This is a genomic window from Desulfovibrio sp. JC022 (assembly GCF_010470665.1).
Taxonomy (GTDB): Bacteria; Desulfobacterota; Desulfovibrionia; order Desulfovibrionales; family Desulfovibrionaceae; genus Maridesulfovibrio.
In genome coordinates this window covers 428729-445293 of record NZ_VOPZ01000007.1, presented here as the reverse complement: position 1 = coordinate 445293, position 16565 = coordinate 428729, and the positions used below count along the sequence as shown (strand labels likewise).

The window sequence follows — 16565 nt, the reverse complement described above, 5'->3', positions numbered from 1 at the left end:
GGATAATTCGTTTTATACAGTCTTAATTCCCGCCTTCAACGGCCACTTAAAACCTTTCGGGAATGCATCGTACAGCTTCAGCTCAGCAGTCAGCATATCGTGCAGCTTCTGCATCTGGGCAAAGTTTGCTTTCCGGCGTGATCCCCAAGCCAGATTGACCAGCTGTCCCGGATCATCTTTTAGATTGTACAGCTCATACTCCAGCTTTGTGCCCTTGTTGGTGAAGTACACGGCGTACATCCAGTCCTTATAGCGTATGCTGCGGATTTTTCCCGCAACTGTATCATAGACATTCTTTATTCCCAGCAATCCCTCAAAAAGAGATTCGCAGTCTTCGGTGAAGAACATGGCCCTGTCGCGGACACTTGCGACTGGATTGTCCATTACCGGGACAAGGGATTTGCCGTGAATTCCCTTGGATTTGAGTTCCTCAGGAGATGCGGCTCCGGTCAGTTCTGCTACGGTCGGAACAAGGTCGATCAGGCTGGAAAATGATTTGGTCTTCTTTCCTTCAGGGAAAAGCTTCGGGTTGGAGATGATCAGCGGTACGTTGATGGTTTCCTGATAGCTGTTGACTCCTTTCTGGATCATCTGGTGGGACCAGCTTTGCTCTCCATGGTCGGCGAAACGGAAAATGATGGTATCCTCGGTGAGCCCCTTTTCGTCAAGCTTGTCAAGAACTGCTGAAATCTGTTTATCAACCACTCTATGCAGATGGGCATAGAAGCGGCAGAATCCTACGCGGTCCTTTTTCGTGGGACAGCTGGATACTTTGTCGCAGAGTTTTTGATATTCCTTCTGAGCGGATGGTTTTTCATCCAGATTGTCATTATAGTTTGGCGGCAGGTTAATTTCCGTGAGATCCGCATAGTCTTCCTTATTGTATCCCCATTTATCCTGATCAGGCCAAGCACTGATGTCGTGCGGGTTGCCGAAGGAGGCAACCATAAGGAACGGTTTGTCCTCTTCAGGATCATGGTTGTCCAGATATTCGTAAATAGTTTCGCCTTTCTCTATGGCCGGGGTCATGCGGTTGTAAGTGTCCGGCACTCCGTCTACAAAGCGTTGATCATTACCGGGATAACCACCTCCGATCCATGGGTTGCCGCCGATATCTACTGCGCAATCCGGCGGATTCCAGCGGTGGGTACTGTAGTTGTCCGAGGCCCATTTGATATCGTAGCTGGTGAAATTGTCCGTTGAAGGATTGCTTTGCGGGGTGAAGAGATGCATTTTCCCCTTGTAGGCGATATCGTATCCGGCTTTTTCAGCCATTTTAAAAATATTGGTGATGTCGCTACGCAGGGGAGGATTGGGCGGAACCTGTGTCACTCCGTGGACGCTGGGATAAACTCCGGTCAGGAAGGTTGCGCGGCTGGGGGAGCAGGCCGCTGCGGCGATAAAATTATTCGTGAAAGTTACGCCTTTTTTTTGCAAACGGGCCATGCTGGGCATGTTTTCATCCAGCCATCCGGGGGGCCAGTGCTGTTCCTGACGCTGCTGATCGGTGATGATCAGCAGAATGTTGGGCCGTTTCTTTCCGGTCTTTTTTCCGGAGGATTTTTTTGGGCCTTTGCTTGTCGATTTTGCTGAGGCTGAATTTGTGTCAGCCAGCACACCGGAGGCCACAGCTCCTGCCGTGAGTGCCAGACTATTTTTTAGGAATTCACGCCGTGTTTTGTCTTTCATTGCCCTGCTCCTTTTTTTGGGGAGTATCGTGCCGACCGCTGGCAGCAAACCGACAGATTGCTCGTAACCGTGCAATGAAAGTACGCAATAAGCCGATCTAGGGAATTAGAACCACTATACGTGATAATGATGAATGGGTGCAAGTTTTATTAATTATGCTCCGCAGCACCTTTTAAATTTTTTTCCACTTCCGCAGGGGCAGGGCTGATTTCTGCCTGGTTTGTTGTAGGAGTCCTTTTCTGGGGTGCGGTTATTTGCTTGCATGGCAGAGTATTGTTTTTTCCACTCTTTGGCTAACTGGCTGAATATTTTGTCCGAATATTCGAAGAACATCTTGTATGCCGGGCACAGATGGTTAAAGGCATTTCCGTCCTCAGTTGTAAATTGGTCTTTGGGGCATCCACCACGGCAGAGGGGTAGCCAGTTACAGTGAATACACGCGTTTGGCAGGTTGGCCTTTCTGCAACCGAACGTATGTTGCTTCCCGGAATTGAGCATATCAGACAGGCTGGAATCTTTTATATTGCCGAGACGCCATTCTGGCTGCACAAAGAAGTCACATGAAAAGACATCGCCGTTGTGTTCCATCACCACATAGGTTCCGCATTCATTCAGCAGGGTGCATTCCGGCGGAGGGTGCCCTATGTAATAATGAAATAATGAATCAAACATGCGTACGGAAGTGGTCGGCGTAAGGTCTGAAAAATCTTCCATCCAAAGGTCGAAAATGCGGCATAGGAAAGAGCCGTATTCTTCGGCAGGAACTGAAAAAGGGGATAGGCGAGAAGGATCGTTTCTGTCCGTTTCAACGCAGGGGATGAACTGCATGTGGGGTAAACCCAGATTTTTATGAAATTGGTAGATTTCATCCGGGAAGCGCACGGAATAGTCGTTTACAACAATGAGGGCGTTAACTGCCAGATCGGCTTCAATCATTTTTTTGGCACTGGCTACAACCTTTTTCCACGTGCCGTTCCCGCTTTTTGTGCGGCGGTAATGGTTGTGCACGTGTTCCGGGCCGTCTAGCGATATTCCTACCAGCCAATTGTATTCTTTGAGGAAATTGATCCATTCGTCGTCAATGAGCAGCCCATTGGTTTGTAGTCCGTTGCCCACCATTTGCCCATGCCCGAATCGTTGCTGCAATTCAATTGCCCTGCGGTAGAAATCCAGCCCCATCAACGTAGGTTCTCCGCCCTGCCAGATGAAGTTAATTTGATCTTCAGATTGCCCCATGGCCTGACGGATCAGCTCTTTCAGTACATCCCCGGACATGCGATGGCTCGGACTATCAATAAATAGTTTGTTTTTTTTCAGATAGAAACAATAGGTGCAGGCCATGTTGCAGTCCGGCCCTGCGGGTTTGATAAGGATTGTTTGCAGTGGTTTACGCATGGTTTACAATTACCATCTGTATGTAGGTATGTCTGCATTAAAAAGCCCGGAACGCTGGGTGCATTCCGGGCTTTTGTAGGTGTGTGGGGTAATTCGTATGTCGTTTTTTACTCTAGCTTTATGGCACTATTTTCTGAAATAGTGCCGGTTTTTATGAGTAATTCAATTTTATTGTTAAATTTTTGGTTAAGTTTGTTTGAAAAAATAGTGTTTAGTTCAGGTGCCATTTTATTTTCTGTTTTATGGACCAAGTCTCGCTGTCTTGCCATAAATTTCTTTCCTACAGGTGTTTTAGCAAAAACCAGTAGCTCTTTAAGTTCTTTTTCATTGAATTCTTCGTAAAGAATTTCGCTACGAGCTCGTTCTATTATGTTGAGGGTTTCATCATCGTAAAAAGCTTCATCCAAAGCATCTACAAGAGCTTTAAATAATGGCTTTTCATATTTCGATGTTGCAGGGTTCTTATTCATCTCTTTTTTTAGTTTCATCAATGCGATATATCCGAAAGAATTGTAATAGTCGTCAATGTCAAACGTTTCTTTTTCAAGTTCTTGCGCAGCTTTCATGCGCATATCTTTTTGAGCACTGGCAGGTATGGTCTGGCTCATGATTGCGATAATTGCAAAGAGACAGAGAAGTATGGATTTAAACTTTACCATCTATATTACTCCGTAGGCATAATCCCGTCTTTTTGCAGTTTTTCAATTTTGGGAGCCAGTTTTTTATTACATACACTGACAAAGACAGGGCCGACTAATTCGGAGGCTTTCTCGTAGGCTGCTATTGCGATGTGAGGCTGTTTTTTCATGAATTTTTTTCCTAGATGTGTTCTGTAGAAATGCAGCAGCTCTTCAAGCTCTTGTTTGGTGAATTCTTTGGCATAGATTTTAGCATACAGGGATTGTTGTCCATCAATAACTTTTGGATCGTAAAAAGCTTCTTTTACTGCTTCTTTGTATGCTTTAATTAATGGCTTTCTGTGCCCCATTGTTTTGAGGTCATTGTTGATGTCGTTTTCAATTGTGGCCATGGTCATGTTCTCAAATGTTATGTACATGGCTTGCATATTGATTGATTCGCGTATCAATTCCAGAGCAACTTCCATTTTCTCTTTTTCATCAGCTTGTACAGGCTGTGCGGCCAAGCAAAATATTGCCAGCATGCAGATGAAACTTGTTTTAAATATATTCATAGCGAGTCCTTGAGTTAATTTTTTGTTATTGTTTTTCTGTTTTTATATAGTATATAAAATATTGTCAAAGATTAGTTTTATAATTCTAGGGGTTGTAGAGTATTGCCAGCAAATACGAAAAAAGCTCAGAATATGAAACCATATCCTGAGCTTTTAAATTTATGTTTAGTTATCGGTGCTATTCTATTTTCAAAGCAAAAGCAGCCTTACCTTCACTCTCATTCAGCCCGATCAATTCAAACCCATCATCCTCACAATCGCAATTCATGAGTTTGACTGAATTGCCTTCAAAGACTTCAGACAGAAAGGCGATTCGGATGGATTTTACCTTATTCTGATCAAATCCTTTTTGACGCAGACTGTCAAAGGACCAGCGCAGGTATTCGGTGTTGTTGACGTGACCGTTAGCGTCAAGAGAGCTGTAGCCTACGTTTAGGGAACGTATTTCCTTTTCAGGTGTGCCGGGACGCAATCTTTTCATTGCATCAGGGAATACACAGCGGTCCTGTGCGTGTAAGTTCAGCTTTGGATCAATGGCTATGGGCCTGCGTGTTTCAGCGTCCAGCACCATCCATTCGGAAGAGGCGCGGATGATTTCGCGTTCATTTTCATCGCAGCCGGAAAACTCGCGAAAGGCACGCAGCTTTTTGGCTCCCCGTGACCATGTTGTAAGCGAGAATTTTTTCTCACGCAGAGGCAGTTCTGCAATCTCGATCCGCATGGAAGTCAGCACCCAGAAACAGCCCAGTTTTGCCATGTCTTCAATACCGAAGCCAAGTGAATCCGCATGGGCGGTAGCAGCTTCTTGCAGGTGGTGCATGAACCAGTGGCAGTGCATGCGGTCATCCGGGCCTGTTTCATAGGCCGGGACCGTGTTACTGATCAAAAGTGAACTGTTGTTCATTTCTACCACTTCCTGCCGAGGTCGAGCGGGGAGTTGCGGCGCATCATGATTTGCTTGGTGTCTTCATCAGCTACGAAGCGTTTGTACACGCCCAGTGCCCACATGGGGAAGTACTGGGAGTAGCCGTGGTAGCGCAGGTAGAATACACGCGGGAATCCGGTTCCGGTGTACAGAGTCTCATCCCAGCTGCCGTCATCTTTCTGGTTTTCCAGCAGATAACGTACGCCTCGGCTGACGGCCTTGGAGTGTACACGTCCGGCTGCCATGAGTCCCAGCAGGGCCCACGAGGTCTGAGAGGCGGTGGAATCACCAAGTCCGGCGTAGTTCTTATCGTTGTAACTCAGGCAGGATTCGCCCCATCCGCCGTCTTTGTTCTGGTGGTTTTCAAACCATTCCACAGCCTTGCAGACGTAGGAAGAATTCATGTCTTCCCCGGCCTGACGCAGGCCGCAAAGCACGGACCATGTTCCATAAATATAGTTAACACCCCAGCGTCCGAACCATGAGCCGTCGTCTTCCTGTTCTTTTTTCAGGAATTCAATACCATCCTTGATGGGGCGGAAGCTCTTGTCGTAACCGATTACGCCCAGCAACTCGATGACACGGGCCGTAAGATCGGATGTGGGCGGATCGAGCAATGCGCCGTGATCCGCAAAGGGGATATCGTTCAGGTACTCGGCGCAGTTGTCGATATCGAATGCTGCCCAGCCGCCGTTGGAGGACTGCATGCCGATGAGCCAGTTTACACCTTTGACGAAATTTTCGTTGTGCTCGGGCTGATCCAGAACCCCGGCACGGCACATGGCCATGAGCACCATGGCGGTGTCATCAAGGTCCGGGTAGAAGGTGTTTTCGAACTGGAAAGCCCAGCCGCCGCCTTCAAGTTTGGGGGCTTTGGAAATCCAGTCACCACGGAAGAAAATCTGCTGATCCCAGAGCCATTTCAAGGACTGCTGAGTGCATTTACTGTCATGATCTTCGCCCGCTTCCATCATGGCTGAAAGAGCCAGACAGGTATCCCAGATGGGAGAGTTGCAGGGCTGGCACATGGCCTGTTCAAGGTTTTCCGCAGTTCCGTGGTTGGGGGAAAGATCCAGTTCCGGTGCAGCAGAAAGTTCAGCTCCACCCGTGATCACAGTGTGTTCCCATGGGGATTTTTCAGGTACATGGAATTTGTCGACCATGAGATCGTCTACAGATTGCATGCCGCGGGCGAAATCCGGATCAGATTCATCATATCCGAGCAGGCTCAGTGCTGTGACCGCATTAGCCATTGCCGGGAAGATGGCACCGATGCCGCCGCGTCCGGCCATGTGTTCGCGAGTCCATTCTTCCGCATAGTTCAAGGCTTTTTTGTTGATGGACTTGGGCACCAGATGCATGGTCCGCTTGAGTACGCGGTCCAGCAGAATGAAAAGATTTTTGCGCCAGCCTTTGTCACGGTACTTATCTATATGGATATGCTCTTCCGCAGGTTTGCAGAAAAGTTCCGGCACAGCTTCTTCGGGACGTAAACGGCAGACCGGCTGCTTGGCATAGATGATCAGCAGCGGATAGATAACCGAGCGGGACCAGTAGGAAACTTTATCCAGATGGAAAAAGAACCATTTAGGCAGCAGCACGATTTCAATGGGCATGGCCGGGGGGCAGTGCCAAGGAATCTGTCCGAAGGTGGCAAGGCAGATACGAGTGAAAACATTGGATGTTTCAGCTCCGCCCTTGGCAAGGATGATCTGGCGGGCACGGACCATGTGTTCTGCGTCTTTGTCATCGCCAAGTATCTTGAGGGCCATGTATGCTTTTACAGAGGCACTGATATTCACCGGGCCGTCATCATCATGCAGGGGCCAGCCGCCGTCGGGCATCTGTTTGGCGCGGATGTAGTTGCCCAGCCTTTCAGCAAGGCCTTTATCCATCTTGCGGCCCAGAAATCTGTTGAACATGATGTATTCGGAAGGGATGGTCACATCCGCTTCAAGTGCGAAAACCCAGTATCCGTCCGGGGATTGCAGGGAACGGAACCGTTTCATTACCCGGTTCAGGGCGTCCTTGGGTTGCAGGAGCGAGACAACGTGGTTTTTGGCCTTCTTGTTTATTTTCATGGCGGTTTTTTTGTTCATGGTGAAATTCCTTTATATAAGCGGATTTTATCCGACCCGTGCGAAAAAGATTTGTTCGATTATAGTAATCAACCGATGGCGTCAACAGCGGAGTCAATTACCTGCGCTTTTAACCTGTCCAGCGGACCCCATTCAAAAGTGGGGTAGGTGATCAAAAGGGAGGTCAGTCCGTGAGTGGCGGCAACCACTGAGTTGGCGGTGACCAGAATGTCTTCATCGGAAGCATTTGCAGGTAGGCAATCCTTTACGCATTTATTGATGCGATTGTACATGGTCTTGCCAAGGGGATTGTGCTGGAAGTGTGAATCGTGATCCTTCCAGAGGTCGCTTTCCATCATAAAGCCCACCCGGTAGGCACTGGGGTTTTCAAGGCCCATGTCTACAAGGGTATAGAGTATATTTTTTAAAGCCTCACGCGGGGGAGGCGTAGTAGCGATGATCCGGTTTATGCGATGCAGGAAATCCCGGTAGGTCTCTTCGGTAAGGCAGAGGAAGAGTTCTTTTTTATCTTTAAAATGATGATAAATAGTAGTGGGCGAGTAGCCGATGGTGGTAGCCAGTTTACGCATGGAAACCTGCGCGTACCCATGCTCGGCAAAGAGCTTGCGGGCAGCGTCCAGAATCAACATACGCAAGGGCTGCTGCGGCGTATCTATTGTTTTTGATGAGGCATTCATGGTTAATCTCCTGTGCTTAACGGTGTTAAGCTGAGAGCGTTCTGTCATGAATGTATGCGGCTGTCAACAAAATGTAAGGTCAGACAGCTAATAAAGCACCATCTGCGGCGTAAAGTGAATTGTTAGCGAATCTTCAAGCTTACAAGACCTTACGCTTGTGGTGTGCTGCGAAAAAGGTTGAAACTCACGTATGTTAATATACGCTTCGTTCCAACCTTTTTCTTGCGCCTTGCATCTGGCTCTTTCTTAGTTGTCTGAGAGCTTGATTCTGACAATTGGTGTAGTGCGGGCGGAGAACAGTGGTTTATCCCGACTGGCTAGAAAAATAAGAAGAATGTTGAAAAATTGCTTGCAATCAAAAACCGGTTTGGATATTAATTCTCGCCTCGGACGGAGAAATACGTTAGTTTTTTCCATCCGGCCACATAGGGTGGCCCCGTAGCTCAGTCGGATAGAGCACAGGATTCCTAATCCTGGTGCCGCAGGTTCGATTCCTGCCGGGGTCACCATTTGGTATAAAAGTGCTACAATATTAAAGGGTTAACTCATTTTTAGAGTTAACCCTTTTCTGCGTTTATTTGCGGTTTTTTGGACTGCTGCCAACCTTTGGTGCCAACCGGGGTTGGTGAGTGGTGTTAGATGAAATTGATTATGATAATTAATATCTATAAATATATGTAGTTTGGTTGTGTTATTGTGGTTTTGCTATTGAACAGTCTTAATAAAGAGAGTACTTGTTTTTCTATGGAAATATCACAACAGCTTAAAGAAATGTTTAGCTTGGAGCATATTGAACAAGTTTATGAGGAGCGTGTTCGATTAAAGTCAGGTCGAGGAATTGATAGGGTTTCTGTTGTTGATTTTGATAAGCGTAAAAGTGAGTACTTTAATAATATTCATGTAAAATGCCTAAATGGTACATATAAATTTTCTCCTTATCTTCAAAAACTAATTCTTAAAGGGCCTGAAAGCTTTCCTCGAAAAATTTCAATTCCTACTATTCGAGATAAAATAGTACTTTCTATTTTGAATTCTATTATTCAAGAGATATTTCCACACTGTGTCAATCGAGAACTACCGAATGTTAAAGTTAGAAATTTAAAAAATGCTATAGCTACTTGCAATTGTGATTACGAGTTTCATCGTGTCGATATCAAATCATATTATGACAATATAGATATTGAGCAGTTGTTTGTCATTCTTAATGGCAATATTGATGATGAATTACTTTTGTTGCTGTTGCACAGAGCTGTAATCAATCCAACTGTTCCACAAAATTATTCTCGGAGCGAGAAATCTAAATATGCGAATAAAGACAAAGGTGTTCCTCAAGGTTTGCCAATATCAAATGTCCTCGCAGAAATATATCTATTAGATTTTGATGAGTATATGAATGGTAAATGTAAATTTTATGATCGGTATGTTGATGATATTGTTGCCTTAGCATTACCAATCGTTGATTTTGAAAAATCATGTGAAGATAAATTTAAAATTAAAGATTTGCCCTTGAATACAGACAAAACAAAATTTTGTTGTGAAGTAGAAGAGGTGAACTATCTTGGCTATGCAATTGAAGGTGAGCTTGTTACTGTCAAAAGAAGAACATTAGAGCGACATTTTTACTCAATTGCAATGATGTTTTCCCGTTTACGGAAAGCTATCTTCATGGACAATAAGCGGAAGGATAAGGGAATAGGGGCAGATGAAATTAAAAACGCTTTTGTTGAAGATCTAAATGTAAAACTTACTGGAGCAAAATTTCAGAATAAAAGATATGGTTGGTTACAGTATTATTCTGAGGTAAATGATTTGGAAATACCATATGTAATAGATAATTTTGTTGCTCAACAGTTTTATCGTTGCGAACATTTTACAAAGTTACCAAATTCATTAAAAAAAGTATCTAGAGCCTATTACGAATTGAAGTACAATTGGAGAGATACCAACTATATTCATGATTATGAATTAGCAGACATTAAGGAAAAGCGTCGTTGGCTGACTGAACGTGGATTGCGTTTGGCTAAGTTCTCAACAGACGATATTGACCGTTTTTATTCATATCATGTAGGAAAGTTTTTAGGTCATATTGAAGCTGACTTAGGTGTTGATTATAAATTTTGAGGGAGGGGTCTTGTTTAAGTATAAGAACCTGCAGGACATTAATGAACTGTGGCCAATCTAATCTATTCGTTTAATTACTGCCAACGAACAGGCTAGACCTTAGTAGTTGTGAACCTTGGGACATTTTTGTTTCAGATGGTATAGGCTAATAGTTTGCCCCTCCCTCATATCTTTATTTAATAATTGAGGTCTACGTGAAAGATAAATTGGACTCTCTGTCAGATAATGTTTGGAAAACAATGAAATCAAGGTTCACTGCTGCTGAGAGAACAAAGAGAAAGCATAAAGCTTTAGTCTTTACGATCTCTTTTTTGTCAATTGCACAAGTCATTGTTGCGATAGGGTCTTTATGTGGAGTTGACTTTCCTTGTATTGCAAGTTCAAAAGTTGAGTTTTTGACTATTACGGTGTCAATTATCATTTTAGTTATCGCGAACCAAGATTCGCTAGGAGTGTTACTCAACCAATCTGCAAGCTACCACCGTTGTGCAAATAGGCTTCATGAAATTTTGGGTCGTATTAACGTAGAGTTAGAAAGTGAAACTGTTAGTAAAGAAGCTTATTTAGGTTTTACAAAAGAATATTCTGAAGTATTAGAGTTCTATGATTTGAATCATGATATGAATGATTTTTTAAAAATGGCATCAGAACGCTCTAAAGTCCTTGAGATGTCACGTTTTAAGAAATTTAGAGTTTGTTGTAAATATTATTTGAGTATATATGGGATGGCTTTTTTGTACTGTGCAATTCCATTCATTTTGAGTTATTTTGTATCAATTCATAGTGCTGGTTAATTTTCCTATGTTGCAGTAAAATAGCAACATCCGCCGTCACCTTCGGTCAACCGAAGAATCCAAGCACCAGCAGCGATCACAAACAAACTCCATCAGAACACCACACCATCTGATCCCCAGAATCACCCCAAAAAATTACCAGCCCCCAGTGACCAAATCAAACCAATCAGGATAACCTTCAATTTTCAGAATTATTTAACAATATGAAATTGAAGGAGATTTACTGATGGTAATTAACTGCGATCCACTGTTTCGGATGATCTATTCCTATACCCGGAAACAGGCAATCGAAGACGGAAAACTGATCGATGTGACCGAACAGGCCAAACAGACCGGATTCAAGTTTCAATTGTTCTCCTGACTGTCATCACCATTATAAGTCAGCCAGTGCGGGTAATATAAATCATAATGAATTGCGAGTGTACGTAAGATAATTATCGTTGCGACGCCGCATAGCCATGAACTGTTGAAAGCTGGGAAAAATTGGTCGAGTAGGGCATACAGAATTGCACCTAAAAGAGCAGGGGTTGCATAGAATTCTCTTCCAAGGAGCAAAGGCATTCTTCCGGTGAGAACGTCACGCAGCATGCCGCCTGAAATTCCGGTGACAAGTCCCATCAGTACTGAAACCGTGTAGTTGTTACCTAGGCTCAGGGCTTTTTGCATGGCGGTGATAGTAAATAGGGCCATTCCGAATGTATCAATATAGACGAATAATTTCAGGATGCGGGAAACGTGGCGGACACAAAAGAATGTAACTATCGCAGCGATTATTGCCACCCATAGATAGGTCAGGTCCGCTATCCAGAATACCGGATGGGAATCGAGAATCATGTCCCTTAAAGTTCCGCCGCCGAGTGCTGTAACTACGCCGAGCAAGACGATACTGAATATATCCATATTCCGTTTTCCTGCTGCAATTACTCCTGTTACGGAAAAAGCAACAATTCCCAACATTCCAAAATAATACACCATGGAGATCTATCCTTTGCCTATTTAAGGTAATCTATAATCGTAACCGAATCAGCGCAGTAGTTGAAATAGCTCAAATTACCTCAAAATAACAACCACTCCTTTTTGTCCCTACAATTCAAAATGGATCTATCCCGGCAAGTCTCTGGCCTTGAATTGTGCGGAAATATATACCTTACCTTGCTCCAAATCACTGCCCAAGTTAATATCAGGCATGACCGTGTAACCAAAAGACCGTTGGAGGGCAGGTATGTCAGTCGAAAACGCCAGAGCATTTATTGAAAAGGTCAAGTCGGACGGCGCGTTCAGCGCACAAATCAACAATGCAGAATCCAAAGAGGCGCGTGTACGGATAGCCAAGGAGGCTGGATTGGAATTTACCGAGCAGGAATATCAGGATGTCACCTCGCAATTTCCAACTTGGACCATGGATGACTGGCTGGCGGCCCGGCGGGCTTATGACGCGTTCGAGACAAGTTGGCTCGCTGGTGAATTTAATCCCTGGCGTAGCGATCTAGAGTAATTTCGGATCTTGGAACAGTATAGATACGTCAGTTCCTAAAAGTACGTGTGCCGGACACAACAAAAAAGGGTTAACTCTCAAACAGAGCTAACCCTTTTCAATTCCATTAAGAATTAAAATATCTCAACTAAATAAACCTACCCCTTATGGACATCCACACCATACTTGGACATGCGCTTGCCGGAATCGGTGTAGTGTTTGCGGATGGTCTTTTCCAGTCTGGTGGGACGCCCGGATTTGAGGGCTTCCAGAATCTCGAGATGACGTTCGTAGACCTGCTTGGAGGTGTAGAGGTTGATCCAGTATTTGTAGAGCAGGAACTTTGAGATGCCCTGACAGGATCTGCGGCAGAGTTCGATGAGCAGTTCGTTATCAATGCGTGAGAAAAGGATGTTGTGAAATGTGGTATCCAGCTTGGTCAGGGATGCGTGATCCTTACCGGACTCTGCTACTTCGCGCATTTGTTCCACTATCTGTTCGAGATTGGAAACATCTTCTTCTGTGTAGAGAGGCAGGGCCTGTGTTACGGCTGCGGCTTCCAGTACTCCGCCTGTGAAATAGCTGTCCATGATCTGCTTGGCGGTGAGTGCGGAAACGTGCTTGCCTTTTTGCGGCTCGGACTTGATGAGGCCTTCTCTAGCCAGAATCTGCAATGCTTCGCGGATGGGGGCACGGCTGATGCCCAGCTTTTCAGCCAACAGCACTTCTTTGACCTGATCGCCGGGGGAAAGCTCCCCTTCAAGGATGGATTGCTTAATATATTCAGCAACTTGTTCGCTATAGGTTAGTTTTTTGATGCCGTCCATGGAATCTCCGGTACTGAAAGGGTCGTGCGTGTCTGCTAGTATTTTATTAAAAATTTGTGTCATTGAGATATCGTGAAGTTTATGGGTTGTCGAGTCTTACCAGCAGAAATGCTTCGCGGGGCATTGCTTCAGCACGCTTTTAGCTCTGTGGAGAATATTGATACAATCCCGAATGTTAATTGCTTAAAATAGAGGCAGACCTTCCATTTGGAAGGCCTGCATGTCAAACATTATTAATCTTCTGCTTAGAATAAAAATGAATGCTCAGCCGGGTTGAATGCATAACGCTCTTCCAGTTGCGCCTGTGCTTTTTCAGCATTTGATGCAAGTACGGGCAGGGCATGTCTTATAAGGTTCATGTAGCAGACTGAGTCGTCGGCATTGAAAGCCGGGATTTTCCATTCATTAATGTACTTTTCGGAAACCGCCATGGAGAGTACCGCGCTGGTTCCGGGCATGATTCCGCCGCCACCGACCTGATCGTGCATGTGCGCGCTCATGAAAGTCACGCCGCCTGCGTCCTGACTTACGATTAAGGCCAATTCGCTGATGAGCTTTACCTTTTCTGCGGAAGTTGCAGCATTGGTGAAAGTTTCTCCGATTTCGGTGATGCGTTTGCCCAGAGCCTGCACTGCGTCTTTGAGTTCGCCAGTGTGGCGGGGGTAGGCTGCATCGGAATGGATATAAGGCAGGCCTGCTCCCTCTGCGCCGGAAATCAGGGCATCATATACGTACTGGTTGTCCGCTTCTGCGTTTATGCGCACCCACATGCGGTCATGGTCGATGCCCGCACAAAGTGAGGGGACGTAGGCCTTGCTCTCAAGGATGATGGTCGGCAGACGGTCCAGCCCGAGATCTTTCATGGCCCGGCCTTTGTCGCCGAGGGCGATGTTGCCTTCGAGATCTTCGTCAGGACCAAGGCCGCCTTCATTGGCGTTGACCAGTGCCATTACGGAGACCGGGACTTCATCTATGAGCAGACGGGTGCCGATGCAGCCGCCGATTTTATTGGGCATGTCTTCATTGCCGCGAATGAAGCTGCCGGGAAATTTCTTTTCAAAGGTATCCATTACTGCCAGACAGCAGGCAGCTTGAAATGCCACCGGACCTTCCAGCACTCCCTGACCGTAAATGCGGCCGAAAACCTGAAAAGCTACGGACTGGCTGTAAGTTGCATCCAGACCTTTTGCGGAAGTAACGAGAGTGGCTTCGTGAGGGGTGAAGCTGCGGCGGGCGGTAGCTTTGCCTGTGCCGCCGTCAGTGGTGGTGACGGTTACTTCGCCGGAAAGGACATCGACTGATGTTTCGGCGATGCTGGTGTCAGCGGGATAGGCTTTTTTAATGATTTCAATGGCGGTGGCGAATCCGGCGGAATCATCCTGAACAAAACCGCAATGGCTGTGTACGTGTCCGACTCCGGCATGGCCGGAAATTCCGAGGATGCTTTTTCCTTCTGGATGGGGAGTAATCTGCATGCGTTTTGCTCCGAAAAAAGTTGCCCGCCGTCTGGAGGGTGACGGCGGGCAAAGTATTATTACAGCCCGGGCAGCCAGAGTGCCAAGGGCGGGAAGAAGACAATGACAAGAAGTGCCAGAATCATGGTGAACAGGAAGGGCATAACTGCGGCACTGAGTTTTTCAATGCTGATGTTACCGATACTGCAACCTACGAAGAGGTTAACGCCAACCGGAGGAGTCAGGAAGCCCATGGAAGCACAGACGATCATGACGATACCGAAGTGAATCGGGTTCATGCCCAGAACCTTGACTACGGGCAGGAGCAGCGGAGTCAGGATCAGGATGTTTGCCAGTGCGTCCATGAAAGTACCCATGATCAGCAGGAATACCAGAATGATCGGGATGAGAACGTACTTGTTATCGGAAACTCCAACGAGGAAGTTAACGAGCATGTCGGGCACATTGTAAAAGAGTAGGATCTGACCAAGCGCAGTTGCTGTTGCAACCACCAGAAAGATGGATGCGGTGGTCAGGGCAGTACCCTTGAAGATTTCAGTTACCTTGCTCCAGCTCAGGGTGCGCAGCACAAGTCCTTCAGCAACAAAGGCGTAGAGAACCGCGATAACGCCTGCCTCGGTGGGGGTGGTCAGACCGCCGTAAATACCGCCGAGAACGATGAGCGGAACCATGAGAGCCACGATGGAGTCTTTGAGAGCAACCATGATTTCTTTGAAGGTAGCGCGCTCACCGGAACCGGTGTAGCCGTACTTCTTGGAAAGAAAGTAGCTGCATGCCATGAGACAGAGACCAACGAAGATGCCGGGAAGAACACCTGCGATGAACAGGTCACCGACAGATACACCGGCAGTGGTTCCGTAAATGATCAGCGGAACACTGGGCGGAATCATAACGCCCAGACAACCTGCTGCGGTGTTGACGGCAGTGGAGAAGGAGGTGCTGTAGCCTTCTTTTTTCATGGAGGGGACCATGATTCCGCCAACAGCCGCAACGGTTGCAGGTGCTGAACCGGACAATGCTCCGTAGAACATGCTGGTAAGGATGGAAATGTGGGCCATACCGCCGGTAATGTGGCCGACGAGGCTCTTGGAAACGGTCAGCAGGCGCTGGGCCATACTACCCTTCTGCATGATCTCACCCGCCATAATGAAGAACGGGACAGCCATGAGTGGGAATACATCAAGAGATGTGACCATTTTCTGAATCAGGAACTCGTAGGGCAGCATGTCGCCTGCCCAGATACCCACGATTACGCTCATTCCGATAGCTACGCCGATGGGCACGCTCAGGAACAGAAACGATGCGAGGGAAAGAAATGTAAGGAGGACTGCAGTATCCATATATATAAACCTTCTATTTTTCCACCGGGGAGGCGAATTTAATCTCTCCACGGATAATGGCGAGCACGCGCTCTGCGGTGCGGATGGCCATGAAACTCATACCGACGGGAACACTAAGGAAGACCCAGTACATCTGAATTTCAAGGGCCGGAGTCTTCTGGCCAGTGCCGGCAAGGAAGTCAACCATCTGGAATCCCCAGACTGCGGTGCAGGCACAGAATCCGATGGTGAGTACGTAGGCTATAAGGGTTACGTACTTCGCAACGGTGGGGCCGCCGAAGTTGCGGAGGATGGTTACTTCAAGGTGGCGGTCTTTCTGGGTCGCGTAGCTGCAACCTACATAGACGGACCAGATGAAGAGGTAGCGAGCCAGTTCTTCAGACCAGTCCAGCGAACTTTGCAGGACGTAGCGCATGAAGACCTGAACTGCGATGATCAGGGCCATGCCTGCGAGACAGGAGGATGATACGACCCCTTCGACTTTATCGAATAAATTTTTACTCATGGCGCTCACGCTTTTTTGAACAGCGGCCACCGGGAAAGGTTGGTCCGGTGGC

16 protein-coding genes and 1 tRNA gene are annotated in these 16565 nt (G+C 46.5%); 5 read left to right on the top strand and 12 right to left on the bottom strand.

Features of this window, described 5'->3' with window-relative positions; all coding sequences use genetic code 11:
- Positions 1 to 12: 12 nt before the first annotated feature.
- From FMS18_RS13940 to FMS18_RS13910, 7 genes are all read right to left on the bottom strand, one after another.
- A complete protein-coding gene (locus FMS18_RS13940; protein ID WP_163295279.1) occupies positions 13 to 1689 on the bottom strand; it encodes a sulfatase-like hydrolase/transferase in 1677 nt (558 codons plus the stop codon).
- A gap of 153 nt (positions 1690 to 1842) precedes the next feature.
- The gene (locus FMS18_RS13935) at positions 1843 to 3084 is read right to left on the bottom strand and encodes an anaerobic sulfatase maturase (RefSeq protein ID WP_163295278.1); all 1242 of its coding nucleotides are present in this window, start codon (positions 3082 to 3084) and stop codon (positions 1843 to 1845) included.
- Between the two features lie 107 nt (positions 3085 to 3191).
- The gene (locus FMS18_RS13930; RefSeq protein WP_163295277.1) at positions 3192 to 3743 is read right to left on the bottom strand and encodes a DUF2059 domain-containing protein; all 552 of its coding nucleotides are present in this window, start codon (positions 3741 to 3743) and stop codon (positions 3192 to 3194) included.
- Positions 3744 to 3748: 5 nt separating this feature from the next.
- Positions 3749 to 4276 (bottom strand): DUF2059 domain-containing protein, encoded by a 528-nt coding sequence (locus FMS18_RS13925; protein WP_163295276.1) that lies wholly within the window; start codon positions 4274 to 4276, stop codon positions 3749 to 3751.
- Between the two features lie 178 nt (positions 4277 to 4454).
- The gene (locus FMS18_RS13920) at positions 4455 to 5180 is read right to left on the bottom strand and encodes an acyl-[acyl-carrier-protein] thioesterase (RefSeq protein ID WP_163295275.1); all 726 of its coding nucleotides are present in this window, start codon (positions 5178 to 5180) and stop codon (positions 4455 to 4457) included.
- A gap of 2 nt (positions 5181 to 5182) precedes the next feature.
- A complete protein-coding gene (gene shc, locus FMS18_RS13915; RefSeq protein ID WP_163295274.1) occupies positions 5183 to 7300 on the bottom strand; it encodes a squalene--hopene cyclase in 2118 nt (705 codons plus the stop codon).
- A 68-nt stretch (positions 7301 to 7368) separates the two neighbouring features.
- On the bottom strand, positions 7369 to 7977 hold the full coding sequence (locus FMS18_RS13910; RefSeq protein ID WP_163295273.1) for a TetR/AcrR family transcriptional regulator: 609 nt from the start codon (positions 7975 to 7977) through the stop codon (positions 7369 to 7371).
- A 432-nt stretch (positions 7978 to 8409) separates the two neighbouring features.
- Between FMS18_RS13910 and FMS18_RS13905 the strand changes: the two genes are divergently transcribed.
- The 4 genes from FMS18_RS13905 (at position 8410) to FMS18_RS20925 (ending at position 11253) form a co-directional block, all read left to right on the top strand.
- Positions 8410 to 8486, top strand: a tRNA-Arg gene (locus FMS18_RS13905).
- 235 nt (positions 8487 to 8721) lie between these two features.
- A complete protein-coding gene (locus FMS18_RS13900; RefSeq protein ID WP_163295272.1) occupies positions 8722 to 10098 on the top strand; it encodes a reverse transcriptase domain-containing protein in 1377 nt (458 codons plus the stop codon).
- A gap of 194 nt (positions 10099 to 10292) precedes the next feature.
- On the top strand, positions 10293 to 10892 hold the full coding sequence (locus tag FMS18_RS13895; protein WP_163295271.1) for an SLATT domain-containing protein: 600 nt from the start codon (positions 10293 to 10295) through the stop codon (positions 10890 to 10892).
- Positions 10893 to 11118: 226 nt separating this feature from the next.
- Positions 11119 to 11253, top strand: coding sequence for a hypothetical protein (locus tag FMS18_RS20925; protein ID WP_275405836.1), 135 nt, complete (start codon positions 11119 to 11121; stop codon positions 11251 to 11253).
- Here FMS18_RS20925 and FMS18_RS13890 read toward each other — a convergent pair.
- A complete protein-coding gene (locus tag FMS18_RS13890; RefSeq protein ID WP_163295270.1) occupies positions 11238 to 11867 on the bottom strand; it encodes a trimeric intracellular cation channel family protein in 630 nt (209 codons plus the stop codon). The two genes, FMS18_RS20925 and FMS18_RS13890, sit on opposite strands and share 16 nt — an antisense overlap.
- A 247-nt stretch (positions 11868 to 12114) precedes the next feature.
- On the opposite strand from FMS18_RS13890, the gene FMS18_RS13885 reads away from it, so the two are divergent.
- The gene (locus FMS18_RS13885; protein ID WP_163295269.1) at positions 12115 to 12387 is read left to right on the top strand and encodes a Nif11-like leader peptide family natural product precursor; all 273 of its coding nucleotides are present in this window, start codon (positions 12115 to 12117) and stop codon (positions 12385 to 12387) included.
- 137 nt (positions 12388 to 12524) lie between these two features.
- Here the strand turns inward: FMS18_RS13885 and FMS18_RS13880 are convergent, their stop codons facing one another.
- From FMS18_RS13880 to FMS18_RS13865, 4 genes are all read right to left on the bottom strand, one after another.
- Positions 12525 to 13193: a GntR family transcriptional regulator gene (locus FMS18_RS13880; protein ID WP_163295268.1), complete on the bottom strand. Its 669-nt coding sequence runs from the start codon at positions 13191 to 13193 to the stop codon at positions 12525 to 12527.
- A gap of 245 nt (positions 13194 to 13438) precedes the next feature.
- Positions 13439 to 14668 (bottom strand): hypothetical protein, encoded by a 1230-nt coding sequence (locus FMS18_RS13875; RefSeq protein ID WP_163295267.1) that lies wholly within the window; start codon positions 14666 to 14668, stop codon positions 13439 to 13441.
- 59 nt (positions 14669 to 14727) lie between these two features.
- Positions 14728 to 16008, bottom strand: coding sequence for a TRAP transporter large permease (locus FMS18_RS13870; RefSeq protein WP_163295266.1), 1281 nt, complete (start codon positions 16006 to 16008; stop codon positions 14728 to 14730).
- 13 nt (positions 16009 to 16021) lie between these two features.
- Positions 16022 to 16513, bottom strand: a complete 492-nt coding sequence (locus tag FMS18_RS13865) for a TRAP transporter small permease (RefSeq protein WP_203544638.1) — start codon at positions 16511 to 16513, stop codon at positions 16022 to 16024.
- Between the last annotated feature and the right edge of the window lie 52 nt (positions 16514 to 16565).

Bases quoted from the DNA above. Each gene is read 5' to 3' on its own strand.
- FMS18_RS13940 (WP_163295279.1), bottom strand. From the start codon at position 1,689: ATGAAAGACAAAACACGGCGTGAATTCCTAAAAAATAGTCTGGCACTC.
- FMS18_RS13935 (WP_163295278.1), bottom strand. From the start codon at position 3,084: ATGCGTAAACCACTGCAAACAATCCTTATCAAACCCGCAGGGCCGGAC.
- FMS18_RS13930 (WP_163295277.1), bottom strand. From the start codon at position 3,743: ATGGTAAAGTTTAAATCCATACTTCTCTGTCTCTTTGCAATTATCGCA.
- FMS18_RS13925 (WP_163295276.1), bottom strand. From the start codon at position 4,276: ATGAATATATTTAAAACAAGTTTCATCTGCATGCTGGCAATATTTTGC.
- FMS18_RS13920 (WP_163295275.1), bottom strand. From the start codon at position 5,180: ATGAACAACAGTTCACTTTTGATCAGTAACACGGTCCCGGCCTATGAA.
- shc (WP_163295274.1), bottom strand. From the start codon at position 7,300: ATGAACAAAAAAACCGCCATGAAAATAAACAAGAAGGCCAAAAACCAC.
- FMS18_RS13910 (WP_163295273.1), bottom strand. From the start codon at position 7,977: ATGAATGCCTCATCAAAAACAATAGATACGCCGCAGCAGCCCTTGCGT.
- FMS18_RS13900 (WP_163295272.1), top strand. From the start codon at position 8,722: ATGGAAATATCACAACAGCTTAAAGAAATGTTTAGCTTGGAGCATATT.
- FMS18_RS20925 (WP_275405836.1), top strand. From the start codon at position 11,119: ATGGTAATTAACTGCGATCCACTGTTTCGGATGATCTATTCCTATACC.
- FMS18_RS13890 (WP_163295270.1), bottom strand. From the start codon at position 11,867: ATGGTGTATTATTTTGGAATGTTGGGAATTGTTGCTTTTTCCGTAACA.
- FMS18_RS13885 (WP_163295269.1), top strand. From the start codon at position 12,115: ATGTCAGTCGAAAACGCCAGAGCATTTATTGAAAAGGTCAAGTCGGAC.
- FMS18_RS13880 (WP_163295268.1), bottom strand. From the start codon at position 13,193: ATGGACGGCATCAAAAAACTAACCTATAGCGAACAAGTTGCTGAATAT.
- FMS18_RS13875 (WP_163295267.1), bottom strand. From the start codon at position 14,668: ATGCAGATTACTCCCCATCCAGAAGGAAAAAGCATCCTCGGAATTTCC.
- FMS18_RS13870 (WP_163295266.1), bottom strand. From the start codon at position 16,008: ATGGATACTGCAGTCCTCCTTACATTTCTTTCCCTCGCATCGTTTCTG.
- FMS18_RS13865 (WP_203544638.1), bottom strand. From the start codon at position 16,513: ATGAGTAAAAATTTATTCGATAAAGTCGAAGGGGTCGTATCATCCTCC.